The organism is Kitasatospora sp. NPDC052868 (assembly GCF_044547105.1).
In the GTDB taxonomy this organism is placed as follows: domain Bacteria; phylum Actinomycetota; class Actinomycetes; order Streptomycetales; family Streptomycetaceae; genus Kitasatospora.
In genome coordinates, this window is sequence record NZ_JBITZW010000012.1 from 181,510 (window position 1) to 197,155 (window position 15,646).

At 68.2% G+C, this 15,646-nt stretch carries 8 protein-coding genes; 5 read left to right on the top strand and 3 right to left on the bottom strand.

The features are described from left to right. Window positions 1–925 precede the first annotated feature (925 nt). The 4 genes from ACIGZJ_RS21895 to ACIGZJ_RS21910 all read left to right on the top strand — a co-directional run bounded on the left by ACIGZJ_RS21895 (window position 926) and on the right by ACIGZJ_RS21910 (window position 9,120). Window positions 926–5,641 carry a DUF6531 domain-containing protein gene (locus ACIGZJ_RS21895; RefSeq protein WP_396458771.1) on the top strand — a complete coding sequence of 1,572 codons (4,716 nt, stop codon included), beginning with the start codon at window positions 926–928 and terminating at the stop codon, window positions 5,639–5,641. Window positions 5,642–5,832: 191 nt separating this feature from the next. After that, complete coding sequence (locus ACIGZJ_RS21900) at window positions 5,833–6,363, top strand: hypothetical protein (protein WP_396458772.1); 531 nt, start codon at window positions 5,833–5,835, stop codon at window positions 6,361–6,363. A 988-nt stretch (window positions 6,364–7,351) separates the two neighbouring features. Then, the gene (locus tag ACIGZJ_RS21905) at window positions 7,352–8,566 is read left to right on the top strand and encodes a hypothetical protein (protein WP_396458773.1); all 1,215 of its coding nucleotides are present in this window, start codon (window positions 7,352–7,354) and stop codon (window positions 8,564–8,566) included. Window positions 8,567–8,811: 245 nt separating this feature from the next. Further along, complete coding sequence (locus ACIGZJ_RS21910) at window positions 8,812–9,120, top strand: hypothetical protein (RefSeq protein ID WP_396458774.1); 309 nt, start codon at window positions 8,812–8,814, stop codon at window positions 9,118–9,120. A gap of 690 nt (window positions 9,121–9,810) precedes the next feature. Here the strand turns inward: ACIGZJ_RS21910 and ACIGZJ_RS21915 are convergent. Beyond that, complete coding sequence (locus tag ACIGZJ_RS21915; protein WP_396458775.1) at window positions 9,811–10,647, bottom strand: carbohydrate ABC transporter permease; 837 nt, start codon at window positions 10,645–10,647, stop codon at window positions 9,811–9,813. Beyond that, window positions 10,644–10,874: a hypothetical protein gene (locus ACIGZJ_RS21920; RefSeq protein ID WP_396458776.1), complete on the bottom strand. Its 231-nt coding sequence runs from the start codon at window positions 10,872–10,874 to the stop codon at window positions 10,644–10,646. Before ACIGZJ_RS21920 ends, ACIGZJ_RS21915 begins: the two co-directional genes overlap by 4 nt. A gap of 841 nt (window positions 10,875–11,715) precedes the next feature. On the opposite strand from ACIGZJ_RS21920, the gene ACIGZJ_RS21925 reads away from it, so the two are divergent. Beyond that, entirely contained in the window at window positions 11,716–14,178 is a 2,463-nt protein-coding gene (locus ACIGZJ_RS21925) for an RICIN domain-containing protein (protein ID WP_396458777.1), read from the top strand. A gap of 54 nt (window positions 14,179–14,232) precedes the next feature. Here the strand turns inward: ACIGZJ_RS21925 and ACIGZJ_RS21930 are convergent, their stop codons facing one another. Continuing rightward, a complete protein-coding gene (locus ACIGZJ_RS21930; protein WP_396458778.1) occupies window positions 14,233–15,294 on the bottom strand; it encodes a LacI family DNA-binding transcriptional regulator in 1,062 nt (353 codons plus the stop codon). Between the last annotated feature and the right edge of the window lie 352 nt (window positions 15,295–15,646).

Sequence of the window (15,646 nt, forward strand, 5' to 3'; positions counted from 1 at the left end):
CGTGCCGGCGTACCACCTCGGCGCGACGCCTGTCGAGTTTCGTGTCCGCTCTTCACGGCTCGCCTCGGGCTTGGATGTCCAAACGGCGCCCGCCATTCCGCATCAGCTGGACCATGCCTTCTCCGGGCCCACGGCAAGTCATACATCTATCAAATTCAGCCAAACACCGTCTCCCGCACCACACTGCGGCCCGCATCCAGGATGATCCTTCTGGAAATTGTTCGTGGCACCACATTCCGCATGCGGAAGGACTTCCTCCAGGATGAAACAAAGCCTTCGCAGGTCCATACTTGGATTCCTTTTATTGGCCTTGATTTCGCTTGCTTTGGCGCCGCCTGCATGGGCTGCGCCGGGGAATGACCCGAGCGGTGGTGCGGCGCCCAAGGCGGCCGCCCAGCCGGCTCCCTGGTCAATGGACCAGAAGAAACGCCAAGTCCAGGACTTCGGGACAGAGGGGCCGACCGGCCCACCGACTGCGCCCGCAGTACAGCGGATCGCAGGCCCGGACACCGAGGGCTTCAGCACTCTCACCGAAGCCGAGGTGCAGTCCCTGCCGCCGGCCAAGACCCGGCCCGCGACCGCGACCGGCGACCGCGCCGCGGAGGTTACGGCGGCGGACTGGCCTGACGGCCACCCGTACATTGCCAACGTCCGGAATTTCGTCGATACCATCCAGAGCGGCAACACCGGCCTCTCCTGGTGTGCGACCTGGGAATTCAACCCGGATACACCGGCCGCTCTGAGGGCGAACAGCCGTGGGAACGTCGTGGTCACGTTTCACCGGGCGTCCGACAACGCGCAGTTGTGGGCCAATCAATGGCTGGTCTACGAGTCCACCGGCTGGTGCTCTTTCAGTTCCCCGATCGAGCGGGGTGTGAACTACTACGTTACCGTCAGGTACGGTTACGCGGACGGAAGCTCGGATGTGCTGACGTCGGTTCCGGCAGCGCCCGTGCCGGTCGTCGGCGTGCCGGACAACGTGTCGCTGGCCTGCCCCGGTTCGCCGTCCAGCACCGGGATCGTGCTGAGCCTGGTGAAGTACTGCGGTGACCCGGTCAACACATCGACGGGGGCCTTCGGCGAGGCAGTCACCGATGCCGAACTCCCGGGCCCCGGGGTTCCTTTCCGGCTGACACGCAGCTACTCCTCCTCGTCCAGGTCCTCAGGTGTGCTCGGCAAGGGCTGGGCGTTCCCGTACTCGGCCTCTCTGGACGTGGGCCAGCTGGTGGCCACGTTCCGGGCCGAGGACGGCTCACAGATCGACTACGCGGTCCAAAACGACGGCTCGTTCAAGACCACCCGGCCCTACGCGCACTCCAGACTGCAGAAGCTCCCCTTCGGGTACATCCTGACCACGCCGGACCAGCACCAGCTGATGTTCGACGCGGCCGGCAAGCTGACCGCGACGGTCGACGCCTCCGGTGTCGGCCTCTCGATGTCCTACACGGGCAGCCAGCTCACCGGCATCACCGACCGCGCCGGACGGGCCGTCACCTTCGGCTACACCGGCGGACGGCTGACCAGCGTGACGCTGCCCGGCCAGCGCACGGTCACCTACCAGTACACGGGCGACCTTCTGACCTCTGTCCGCGACCTGCGCGGCCAGAGCACCGCGTACGGCTACGACGCCGGCGGTCGGCTCAGTAGCGTCACCGACCCGCTCGGCCACGTCGTGACCGCCAACACCTACGACGCCTCAGGCCGGACGGCAAGCCAGGTCGACGCGCTGGGCGGGAAGACCACCTTCAGCTACGACAGCGCCAGCTCCACGACCTATGTGACCCACCCGGACGGCGGCATCTGGACGCACGCCTACTCCGGCGGCGTCATCAGCTGGCAGTCGGACCCGTACGGAAAGACCACCCGCTACACCTACGACAGCGCGTTCAACCGCACGGCGTTCACCGATCCGAACGGCAACACCTCCACGTTCACATTCGACACCAACGGCAACATGCTCACCAGCACTGCCCCGGCACCGGTGTCCGCCGCCCAGGTGTGGACCTACGACGGCAACAACAACGTCACTTCGCAGAAGGACGCCCTCGGCCGCACCACCACCTACACCTACAACCCGCTGAACCAGCTGACCGACAGCACCGACCCGGCCGGAGGGAAGACCAGCTACACCTACACCCCTGACGGCGCCCTGGCCACCCTGACCACCCCGCGCGGGGCCACCACCGCCTACGGGTACGACAACGCGGGCAACCGCACCTCGGTCACCACCCCGCTGGGCGAGAAGACCACGTTCACCTACGACGCGGCCGCCCGGCTCACCGGCAAGACCGATCCCCGCGGGAACATACCGGGGGCCAACGCCGCCTCCTACACAACGACCTACACCTACGACAGCGGCGGCCTGCTGACCTCCGCCACGGAACCGCTCAACACCACCACCACCTATGGGTACGACAACGCGGGCAACCTGGCCAGCGTCAAGAACCCGCTGGGCGACACCATCACCTACGGGTACGACAACGCAGGCCACCGCACCACGGTCAAGAACCCCGCGGGCAACACCACGACCAGCGCCTACGACCCTGCCGGGAACCTGACCGCCACCACGGACGCCGCCGGCAACAAGACCACCTACACCTACGACAAGAACAACCGGCTCGCCAGCACGGTGAGCCCGCGCGGCAACGCCCCCGGCGCCAAGGCCTCCACCTACACGTGGACCTACGGCTACGACGCCAACGGAAACCGGATCAGCGCAACCGACCCGACCGGGGCCACCACCGCAACCGCCTACGACGTGATCAACCGGCCGGTCACCGCCACGGACCCGCTCGGCAACAGCACCTCGACCGCCTACGACGGCGCCAGCCAGGCCACGACCGTCACGGACCCGACCGGCGCGAAGACCACCGCGGGCTACGACGCGGCCGGTCGGCCGACGAGCGTGACGGACCCCCTCGGCAAGACCTCCACCACCAGCTACGACGCCGACGGGAACGCGGTCACCCGCACCAGCCCCGAGGGCAACAAGACCACGTGGACCTACGACAAGGACCAACGGGCCACCAGCGTCACGGAGCCGCGCGGCAACGTCGCCGGAACCAACCACGCCACATACACCACCACCTATGGCTACGACGCCGCCGGGAACCCGACCACGGTCAAGGACCCGCTCGGCAACACGACCAGCACCGCCTACGACACCCTCGACCGGCCCACCCAGGTGACCGACCCGCTCGGCCGAACCACCACCGTCTCCTACGACGCCATCGGCCGCCCCACCAAGGTCACCGACCCCTCGGGTGCCGACACCACGAACGTCTGGAACGCGGTCGGCGACCGCACCAGCCGCACCGACGCCAACGGCCACATCACCACCTACACCTACGACGCACTCCACCGGATCACCGGGTCCACCGACCCCCTCAACCGCCGGGTCGGCTACAGCTACGACCCCGACGGCCACCCGGTGAAAGTCACCAACGGCCGCGGCGCCACCGCCACCACGACCTACGACCCGCGAGGGCTCTCCACCGCCACCGCCTACTCCGACGGCACCCCCGCGATCTCCCGGACCTACGACAAGGCCGGCCGCCCGACCGCCGTCGCCGATGCCACCGGAACCCGCACCTTCGGGTACGACCAGGCCGGCCGGCTCACCGCGGTGTCCAACCCGGACGGCACCCCCGGATTCGCCTATGCCTACGACCCCGCCGGACACCTGACCAACCGCCGCTACCCGGACGGGCGTTCCTTCACCTACGCCTTCGACGGCGACGGCCGCCAGAGCCGGCAGAGCGTCGACGGCGCCGACACGACCTACTCCTACGACCCTGCCGGACGGCTGTCCCGCACAGTCCTTCCCGGCGGCAACGGCTACACCGAGGCCCGCGCCTACGACCCTGCCGGACGGCTCAGCAGCATCGCAAGCACCAAGGGGGCCACCACACTCGCCTCCTGGGCACTCACCCGAGACGCAGCCGGCCAGCCGACCAGCGTCGACGTGAACCGGCTCGGCACACAGCCCACCCGGCAGACCTTCACCTACGACCAGAGCGGCCGTCTCCTCTCGGCGACCGCAGACAGCTCAACCACCTCCTACGCCTACGACCCGGTAGGAAACCGCAAGAGCTCGACCCAGAACGGCCAGACCACCTCCTACGCCTACGACCCTGCCGACCAGCTCACGCTGACCACCGCCGGCCTGGCCCGCCAGAGGTCCTCCTACGACGCGGACGGCAACTACACCGGCAACGGCTTCAGCACCAACTCCATCACCTACGACTTCACCAACCACCCGATCAGCGCCACCCAGGGCAGCATCACCTACGGCTTCACCAACGACGCCCAGGGCAACCGCGTCACCACCAGCTCGGCCGGAGCCCCGGTACGCACGGCGCTCTGGGACATCAACAACCGCCTCCCCCAACTGGCCTCCGAGACCGACGGCACCGGCGCAGTACTCGGCGACTACGCCTACAACCCGCTCGGACTGCCGCAGTCCCAGCACACCGCCGGCGCCACCTACTACATCCACCACGACTGGCTCGGGTCCGTCACCGACCTGACCGACGCCACCGGCACCCAGCAGAACCGCACCTCCTACGACGCCTACGGCAAGCAGACCACCACGACCGTGGTGGCCAACGCCCCGACAAGCCCGTTCGGCTTCACCGGCCAGTACAACGACCCCACCCTCACCGGCAAGCAGTACCTGCGAGCCCGCAACTACGACCCGGCGGCCGGCCGCTTCCTCGGCCGCGACCCACTGGCCACACCCGCATCGTCCCCGTACACGTCCGCCTACACCTACGCGGCCGGCGCACCCACCGTCTACACCGACCCGACCGGCCTGTCCCCCGAGGACGAGGACCCCGAGAAGATGGGCAACCTCGAGGCCATCCGCAGCGGCCTCGTCAAGGGATTCAAGGCCCCCTTCGAATTCATCGGCGACGCCTTCAACGCCGTCACAGGCCGCAACGGCGGCGTCGGCGCTTTCGCCGATAAGTACGTCCCCATACGCCCCGCCTACGCCATGTACGTCGCCGCAGCCAAACTCCGCGAGTTCGGCTGCACCAACGTCGCCGACAAAGTCGAGAAACATGCAGACGAACTGGCTCAGCAGGTCGCTATAGCCGGTCTAGGCGGACTGCACAGCTGGGGCACAAAGACATTCGGAGAGAAGGCCGACGTTGCCGGCGGTGGGGCAGCCCTTCGCCGCTGGTGGGCCGCCGACATACGAACTACATTAAATAAAGATACGTACCTGGTTCCCTCAACGCCGGGCCTCAAGGAACGAATTAACCCGGGCTGCGGAATCTACAACTGCGGACCTGTTTCTTTGGCCACTGACCGGCTACTGGCAGGGAAGAACCCGTCCCCGGCACCCGCTGCAGACGATCCACTTCTTCCTGGCCAGCTTCAGGCCCTCGCCGACTCCAGTCAACCATTCGTCCAGAAGGGTGGTCTGTCCGGAATCGTGAGCGACATGCAAAGTTGGGGAAACGGCTCTCGTGCGATTGTCATGGGCCAGCCCTCGGCAGCGGAACAAGCAAGGGGTGCTATGGGCCATTTCTTCAACGTGATCAACGATAACGGCGCAGTCGTGTTTCTTGATGCACAGACGGGCCGGGCAGTCCCTGAGGGTTGGCGCTACTACTACATCATGAGGACCAACTAGTTCCGACAGCTTCTGGCCTGTTGCCGATATTTCCATCTGGGCGGCAGGCCGGAAGCTTTGCCCTGGAACTTCAACAGGGGCTTCGCGCGCACACAATCTAGCCTCACTGTTGCCTTGCATAGTAGAATCGGCACTGCCCAAAGAGGACACCTGGCGCACTCATCATCCGTTGCGAAAAATCGGAGCCGGCAGTGAATGTAGGCGAGGAGCGAGCCGTCAAGTTTATTGAAGATCTGCTGGCCGAGCGGCAGGGGAAAGGATTTTCGCCAAAACTCGTTATCATTGGCGTTAACGAGACTCCCGTCGGATGGGTGGTGGCCTGGCAGTCCGCGGAATATAAAAGCAACCCATCCCCTGGTGGCATGCTCATCGGCGGCGGACCATATCTCGTGGACGGCGAAGATGGAAGCATCTACGAGATCCCAGGGGAAACCTTCCGGACTGCAGACTGGCAGACGATGTATCGTCAGCAATTCAAAGGGGAGCAGCCCCCAGACCCTGTGCTGGACGCCATTCGAGCCAGCCTTCAATCGGACGGCCAACTCGCAGCAATTCGTCTGATACGAAAAATTTCACCCTCTTTCAGTATCACCGAGGCGAAATCGTATGTTGCCGCCGCTCAAGATATGGGAGGTCCGCCGGAGGACCTGGTGGACCGAACCCGCACGGCTGACCCTTGCCCGCCACTTCCGATTCGCAGAATTAAAGGTCCGAAAATTTGACACTAATACACTTGGAGGAATTACCCAGCTCGCCGATTCCAACCGGTTGACAGATTTCACAGAATCAGACCCCCGGCTCGCCCGGGCACCCCGAAAGGAAACGCGTAGCATGCCGCTAGAAATCCGCCTCGGATCACGCCTGGCAGCTTTCATGTTAGTCATCATTGCTGGCCAGCTGGCCGGCATGCCCGCCAACGCCAGCTCCGCCACGCACGCGACAAATGCGGCAGCGGCGAGGACCGATGAGCTGAAAACCCCGGCGCGGGCACCGGTCCGAAAGTTCGATGGATTCAATTTTGCGCAGAGCACTGAAGGATACGACACCACAGTACCGCTCGGTGAATCCTTGGGGATTTCCGAATTTGGCGTTCTGAAAACTATCGACCCATCGACGTCAGAGCCGCTAACGTGCTTTCTATGGGCCATGTTCGGGACGAATGCCAATTTTACTTCCGGGCGTTTTGACTTTCAACTCGAAGGTTCCTCTCCAACGGAAACGATTTCTTCCAGCGGTTGGTTCTTCACCTTTGATGCCACTGACAGCTACATCGCAGGCAGCAATGGCCGTTACGGCGTCTGCGCCACCACGGCAACACTTCCCCGGTTCGCGGGGCCGCTCTCTGCCGTTTGGACACCGGTTGCCCTCAACGCGTCGGATGGCCACGGTGGCTCGCTGAACCTCACCACCACGGCGCTGCAGTCCCTCACGGCGACTGCGCCTGACGGGACGAAGGTTCCGGCCACGTTCACGCTCGGCACGGAGGTCGACAAGACGCCGCCGACCCTTGGGGCCGTCTCACTCTCCTCTCGTGGTGTCGACTCCGCTGCTTTCCGTGTCGGTGCGGTCGACACCCAGTCGGGGGTGTCCGGCGGGCAGGCCTTGTTCCAGAGCAGCGGGGGCCAGCAGGCCACGGGGGCCATTGCCAACGGTTCGGCCACCGTCACCTTCCCGTCGGCGGCGCGGTCGGACGCCTGGTACATGGCAGGCGTGACGATCGTGGACCGTGTCGGGAACCAGCGAAGCTACACGGGGCCGCCTCTGGGGAACGGCCGCTCCGGACCACTGCCGGGGACCCCGACCCTCGCACCGCTGGGCAAGTTCGCAGCTGTCACACCGACGCGTCTACTCGACACCCGTGACGGCACCGGCGGCACCACCAAACCCGTCGGACAAGCCAGCAGCATCACCCTCCAGATCGCAGGCACCGCCGGCGTCCCCGCCACAGGCGTCACCGCCGTCGTCCTCAACGTCACCGCCACCAACCCCACCTCGGACAGCTACGTCTCCGTCTACCCCAACGGCCAAGCCCGCACCAGCGCCTCCAACCTCAACTTCACCCCGGGCCAGACCATCCCCAACCTCGTCGTCGTCCCCGTCACCAACGGCAAGATCGACTTCTACAACAACTCCGGCACCGTCGACCTCATCGCCGACATCACCGGCTACTACACCACCGGCAACGGCGCCTCCTACAGCCCCACCACACCGACGCGTCTACTCGACACCCGTGACGGCACCGGCGGCACCACCAAACCCGTCGGACAAGCCAGCAGCATTACCCTCCAGATCGCAGGCACCGCCGGCATCCCCGCCACAGGCGTCACCGCCGTCGTCCTCAACGTCACCGCCACCAACCCCACCTCGGACAGCTACGTCTCCGTCTACCCCAACGGCCAAACCCGCACCAGCGCCTCCAACCTCAACTTCACCCCGGGCCAGACCATCCCCAACCTCGTCGTCGTCCCCGTCACCAACGGCAAGATCGACTTCTACAACAACTCCGGCACCGTCGACCTCATCGCCGACATCACCGGCTACTACACCACCGGCAACGGCGCCTCCTACAGCCCCACCACACCGACGCGTCTACTCGACACCCGTGACGGCACCGGCGGCACCACCAAACCCGTCGGACAAGCCAGCAGCATCACCCTCCAGATCGCAGGCACCGCCGGCATCCCCGCCACAGGCGTCACCGCCGTCGTCCTCAACGTCACCGCCACCAACCCCACCTCGGACAGCTACGTCTCCGTCTACCCCAACGGCCAAACCCGCACCAGCGCCTCCAACCTCAACTTCACCCCGGGCCAGACCATCCCCAACCTCGTCGTCGTCCCCGTCACCAACGGCAAGATCGACTTCTACAACAACTCCGGCACCGTCGACCTCATCGCCGACATCACCGGCTACTACACGGCCTGATGTTCCAACAATCTCCTTTCGTCCTGTAGCGACGCGCCGTCCGGCTGAAGATCCGGACGGCGCGTCGGTCTTGCACAGCCAGGCCCAGCCCCAGCCTCATCAATGGCCCCGTCAGCTGGCGCTGGATGGGTTGTCAAGGGACGGTAGGAGTTGGCTCTGGCGCGAGTTCCGTGAACGATCTTGAACCTGGTGTAATCCCAGGGTGAGCGGCGCCGGAACCGGGGGTGGCTCGGCGTGGGGCGGAGATGGGCGGACTGATGGCGGCGGCAGAGCACCGGGATGCTGTGATGAGGCGGATGCGGGCGGACTGGGAGCTGATGCCCCTGGATGGCGTCGGGCCGTTGCGGTTCGGCATGCCGGTCACCGAGGTCACCGCCGCGCTGTCGGGCATGAGTGAGCTGCGCCGGTTCCAGGCTGGCCCGTCGGGGCCGAACACCCTGGGCGTTGCGTTCGGCACGGAGTCCGCGAAGCCTGCCGTGTACGGCTACTTCATCAGCGGGCGGTTGTTCTGCGTCGCGGTCGACGCGGCCTACGGACCCCAGGTCACGCTCTGAGGAAGGGAGTTGACGGCCTGCGTGCCGGCAGATTTGGAGCGGTTCCTTCTGCGCGCTTCCGAGTGTGAGGTGCTCGGTGTGTCCTATGGTCCGCGGGGCAACCCCGGGGCCGCCGGCATCGGCTTGGTCCTGCGGGTGCAGCAGGTTGCGGGTAACGCGGTGACCCGGCCGGTGATGGTGGGCCGGGGCTGGGAGGACCGGTGTCCCGACGACTGGGAAGGACCGATACCGGAGTGCGAGTGGATCGGCCGGCAGTGGTTTTACCCGGGTCACGCGGAGTACTGGCCTCCGCCTGGCCACGCACCGGCTTGGGGCGACTGGCAGCCTCCTTTCTAGGCTGAGTGTCAACGGCCGCGGTGCCAACAAGCACCGACTGTTCCGGCGCGAGTTCCGTGAAACCCGCACGTGGGCGGCGGCGGTTGGCGATCATGGCGGGTGTCTGTCACTGATCTTCTGGCCGTACTGTTCCCTCAGTTCGCGCTGCTGCACGTGGAGTTGGTCAGGCCGGTTGGCCGGTCGGTCCGTGTTCATGCCCTGGGCCGGGCGTCAGGGGCGACGTGCGCAGGTTGTGGAGCGTGGTCGGAGCGCGCGCACAGTGGTTATGAGCGGCTGGTCGGATCGCCACCGCCCGGAAGTACGGACCCGCAGCGTGGGGGCGGCCCCGCCGTAGCGGGGCCGCCCCGGGGCCCGTCAACCCTTGACCGCTCCTGAGGTGAGCCCCTGCACGATGTACCGGCTCGCGAACGCGAACAGCACCATGGTCGGCGCGATCGTCAGCACGGCGGCGGCGGACATCGAACCCCAGTCGATGTTGAAGCTGGAGATGAAGTCGTTCAGCGCGGTGGGGACGGTCTTCCCGGCATCGCTGTTCATCAGGGTGACGGACAGGAACAGCTCGTTCCAGCAGTTCACGAAGTTGAAGATGAACGCGGCGACGATCCCCGGCCGCATCACCGGGAGCAGGACCCGGAACAGCGCCCCGAACCGCGAGCAGCCGTCGATCATGGCCGCCTCCTCCAGGGAGTCCGGGACGGCCTCGAAGAAGCCGCGGAGCATCACGGTGCAGAAGGGGATGCAGATCGCCGTGTAGATCAGGGTGAGCCCGAGGCGGTTGTCGACCAGGCCGAGGCGGGTCATCAGCAGGTAGAGCGGGCCGAGGGCGATGAAGGACGGGATCATCTGCGTGACCAGGGCTGCCATCATCACCGCGCCCTTGCCGCGGAACTCGAAGCGGGCCAGCACGTAGGCCGAGAGCATCGCGATACCGGTGGCCGTCGCGCCGGCGGCGGCGGCGCAGATCAGGCTGTTGATCAGGTACGTGCCGAACTGGGCGTGGGCGAACAGGCCGGTGTAGTTCTCGACGGAGATGTGGTCCGGCCAGTAGGAGATCGGGAAGCTGAAGATCACCCCGGGGCTCTTCAGAGAGGTCACGACGATCCAGTAGAGCGGGAACAGCGTGATCACCAGCCACGTCCCCAGGAAGGCGAAGCGGGCGACGCGACCGGCGGCGGAGGGCTTGTTGATCATGAGGTGGATCCCTTTCGCCCGCGCGTGGCCGCGAGGTAGAAGAGCGAGAAGACGAAGAGCGTCGCCATCACGATGAGGCCGAGCGCGGAGGCCTTGCCGTAGTTGCCCTGCTGGGCGATGGAGATCATCCACGTGGTCACGATGTGGGTCTGGTCCGCAGGCCCGCCGCCGGTCATGCCGAAGATCAGGTCCGGGAAGTTGAAGATCCAGATGACGCGGAGCAGCACGGTGAGACTGAGCGTCCCCCGGATCGAGGGGATGGTGACGTTGAACAGGGTGGTGACCTACAGCAGCGCCCCCCTCGACCTCGCCAGGGCTCGTCCCGGGGAACTCGACGCCGCACTCCCCGCTCAGCCTGCTGCTCATCCCCAACCGGTGCGGTCCGGCGGCGGCAACAGCGCAAGCAGCGACCACCGGCAGGAAGCCTGCCGCACCCGGGCGGACGTGGGGCAGGTCTGCTCGCCCCAGTTCCCCACTGCGGTGCGGGACGATGGCACCCTCGGCTCGTTGCTCCGCATACCCCGGCATCGGGACCGTCCGCCTCAGCCGCGAAGGCGCCTCCCCCGTCCAGGTCGCCGCCGCCGACGGCCTCCTCCCCGACCCCGCAGTCCTACGAGAACAACTCGACCGGCACCAGCCTTACTCGCGTTGTGCGAATCTGTTTGCTTGCGTCCTGTCATGATGCTTCCCGTGCCGTCGAATCCGGGCGGATTGCCGTTCGCCCATCGGTCGCGCGCCCCGCCGACGTAGCGGGTCCACCCACCATGAACTGCTGAAACGGCAGCCGTGAGTGCCTGGATATTGACGTCCCGCCACTGCCACCCCGCACGGGCGGGCGCCGAATGACCCGCCGCCAGGCCACGCGCCGCGGTGCGCCCTTGACACAATCGAACAGGACTCCGACACTCTCCCACACAAGTTGTTTGCGTCAACATCCCAGACGGGAGACGGCAGGCGGCCAGCCTGCGCCCCGTCGTCGGACACCCCACGCACACGGCACGTCCTCCGGCCTACGGGGGCGTGCCGTGCCGCTGTCCGCCCCCTTCCCCCGCCCCTCACGGAGGACCGATGCCCCCGCACCACCGACCGGCCGCCAGACGGCGCTCCCGCCACAGGCTCGGCGCGGCCCTCGTCGCCGCGGCGACCCTCACCCTGGGCGGCCTGGCCGCCCCGCCGGCCGGAGCCACCACGGCCGAGGCGGCCGCGCACGTCACCGTCCGGCTGGACCCCAGCTACCAGCAGCAGCCGTTCCAGGGCTGGGGGACCTCGCTCGCCTGGTTCGCCAACGTCACCGGCGGCTGGCCCGACAGCAAGCGCAACCAGCTCGCCGACGCCCTGTACGGCGCCGACGGCCTAGGCTTCACCGTCGCCCGATACAACATCGGCGGCGGGGACAGCCCCGAGACGAAGCCGTACATGCGGCCCGGCGCCGCCGTGCCGGGCTACTGGAACCGGCCGGCCCGGTTCGGGCCGCCGGCGAGCGGCACGGCCGGCTGGACCGAGCCCGCGAACTGGTGGAACCCGGACGACCCGGACCACTGGAACCCGCAGGCCGACGCCAACCAGCGCTGGTGGCTGACGGCGGCGAAGGCGCGCGGCGCCGACACCTTCGAGGCCTTCTCCAACTCCGCGCCCTACTTCATGACCGACAGCGGGCTGGTCTCCGGATCGGCGACCAGCCCCTGGCAGGACAACCTCCGCTCCGACCAGTACGACCGCTTCGCCACCTACCTGGCGGGCTCACTGAAGCTGGCGCAGGCCGGAACCGGAGTGACCTTCGGGTCCGTCGAGCCGGTGAACGAGCCCACCTCCACGGGCTGGAGCGCCGGCAACGGCCAGGAGGGTTCAAGCTGGTCGCCCGCCTCCCAGGCGCACATCGTGGACAGCCTGCACACCGCGCTCGCGAAGGCGGGCCTGGGCACGCCGATCGCCGCGATGGACGAGGGCACTCCGGGCGGGATGAGCCAGGACTGGGCCGCCTACCCGGCGACCACGCGGGCGGCCGTGGCCCGGCTGAACACCCACACCTACAACGACTCCGGCCGGGGTGCCGCCCGGGACGCCGCGAAGGGCTCCGACAAGCCGCTGTGGATGTCGGAGGTCGACACCGGCGGCTACGTGCCGCAGAGTTTCACCGACATGACGCCGGCCCTGGCGTTCGCGCACCGGATCACCGATGACGTCCGGGAGCTGGAGCCGCGGGCCTGGGTGATGTGGCAGGCCATCGAGGACTACACCAACATGACACCGGCTCACGAGAACTCCAACTGGGGTCTGATCCAGGTCGCCATGGACTCCACCGATCCTGCGAACGAGCCGATCCGCAGGAACAAGAAGTACTGGGCGATGGCCAACTACAGCCGGTTCATCCAGCCCGGCGCCCGGGCCATCGGCACCGACTCCACCGACACGCTCGCCGCGCTGCGGCCAGGCGGCGCCGGGGCGGTGGCGGTGTACACCAACTCCACCGGCGCGGCCCGGACCGTCACCCTCGACCTCGCCGGATTCCGGAACGTCGACCCGTCAGTCCCGGCGCAGCAGTACACCACCGACGCGACCAGGAACGTCGAGCGCGGGGCGGACCTCACCGCGACGGCCGCCAAGACCCTCACCGCGACCGTCGGCCCCGGTTCGGTGACCACGTTCGTCCTCCCCGGGGTGACCGGTGTCGACCCCGCGGCTGCCACCACCCCGGCCGGTGCGGTGCGGCAGCTGGTCAACGACAACAGCGGGCTGGCCCTGGCGGCCGACGCCGCGACGATGACCAAGCCGGTCCAGCGCACCCCGAACCCGGCCGACGCCGCCCAGCAGTGGAGCTTCACCGCGGTCGACGGCGGCTGGGACAGCACTGCCGTCTACCGCGTCACCAACGCCGGGAACGGCAAGGCGCTCACCACCGCCTCCGGCGCCCTCGGCCTCGCCCCGCCGGACGGCTCCACCGAGCAGCAGTGGGCGGTGTCCACCGCCGGTGACGGTCACGCCACGCTGGTCAACAAGGCCGCCGGACTGCTGCTGGACGTGTCGGGCGCGGCGACGAACGACGGGGCTCCGGTGGGCGTGTGGACCCCGACGAACGGAACCAACCAGTCCTGGGCCGTGCGCGGCGCGGCCCCGGACACCTGGGCCTCGTTGAGGGTGCGCCGGAGCGGCATGTGCGCGGACGTCCTGAGCGGCTCATGGGCCCCCGCCGCGCCGGTGGGGCAGTACCCGTGCGGCGGCGGTGCCAACCAGCAGTGGTCTCTGCGGCCGAGCAGCCCCGGCCACGTCACCGTGGTGGTACGACACAGCGGCCAGTGCCTGGACGTGGCGGGCGCCTCGACCGCCGACGACGCGCCGATCGTGCAGTACCCGTGCGGCGGCGGTACCAACCAGGAGTGGTCGGTGCGCGGCACGGGCTCCGGGTACGTGACCCTGGTGGCCCGGCACAGCGGCGAGTGCCTGGCCGTGATGGGCGGGTCGACGACGGCGCAGGCGCGCTTGGTGCAGTCCCCGTGCGACGCGAGCACCGGCCAGCAGTTCCTGGTGGGCTAGAGGGCCCCTGACCCAGGGGAGAGCGGGTGCCGTCCGGTTCGGGCGGCACCCGCTTCATCGTCCGGTGGATCCTTCGGTTGCCCGTGCCGTGCTGGCGCGGACGACCAGGTCCGGGGTGACCGTGACGGTCCGTTCGACGGTCGGCGCGTCGGACGTCCGATCGATCTGGGCGAGGAGCTGGGCGACGCACTGCCGTCCGACCTCCTCGAAGTCCTGGCGGATCGTGGTGAGCGGCGGGAGGTAGTAGGCCGCTTCGGGCAGGTCGTCGAAGCCGACGACGCTGACGTCCTGCGGCACCCGGCGGCCCGCCTCGTGGAGGGCCCGGACGAGCCCCAGGGCCAGCTGGTCGTTGGCGGCGAAGACGGCCGTGACGTCCGGGCGGACGGCCAGCTCCCGGCCGATCCCGTACCCGGAGGCGGCTGTCCAGTCGCCGTAGCGCAGCGGCGGGACGGGCGCTCCGGCCGCCTTCAGCGTGGCGTGCCAGGCGGCGGCACGGCGGCGTGCGGCGTAGGAGTCCTGCGGTCCGCCGACGTGCCAGACGGTGCGGTGGCCGAGGTCGAGCAGGTGGCGGGTTGCCGCGGTCGCCCCGGCCGCCTGGTCGGTGTCCACCGACGGGAACCGGCGTTCGGGGTCGCCGTCGGCGACGACGACCGGTACGCCGGAGTGGAGGTCGAGGCCCGGGCGGTCGAGGATCTGGGCCTCGATCACGATCAGACCGTCCACGGCCTGCTCGGTGAGCTGACGGACGGCCTGCTGCACGGCTTCCTCGGTCCGGTCCTCGACGCAGACCACGTTCAGCGAGTAGCCGGCGCGCTGGGCGGCGCGGGAGATCGCGGCGAGGGTACGGGCGTTGCCGTGCGCGGCCACATCGAAGGTGATCACCCCCAGGACGTGGAACCGCCCGAGGGTGAGCGCGCGGGCCGCGCTGTTGCGCTGGTAGCCGAGGACCCGCATCGCCGACAGCACCCGCTCCCGGGTTTCCGGCTCCACGTTGCTGCGGTTGTTGGCGACCCGGGACACGGTCTGCGAGGACACCCCGGCGAGGGCCGCGACGTCCGCCTGCGAGGGCGGCCGCGACCTGCCCCGGGCGGCGCCCGGCGTCTCACTCTGGTCCATACCGGTCCTTTCGCAATGTCAGCGTGAACATCGTAGCGCCGGACCATGATCGGCGGGAGTCCGCAGCTTCGGACATGCGAAAGGGCCGCCGCCCCGCCTGCGTGCGAGCAGGGGGGCGGCGGCTGGGCGAGCGGACCGACCCTCGACAGTCCGGCGCCCGCCCGTCCCCCGGTCGATCCCGGGCCACCACTCCTGCGGAGTGGCCCGTTGAGCGGATCGATCGGGTGATCGGACGTGCTGATCACCGGCCGGACGAGCCGGCGGCGAGCTGGGACAGGGTGGCGCCCGCACCGGACGCGCAGGGGGCGTCCGGTGCGGGCGGCCGAAATCCGGTTCCGGCACAGGGATTCGG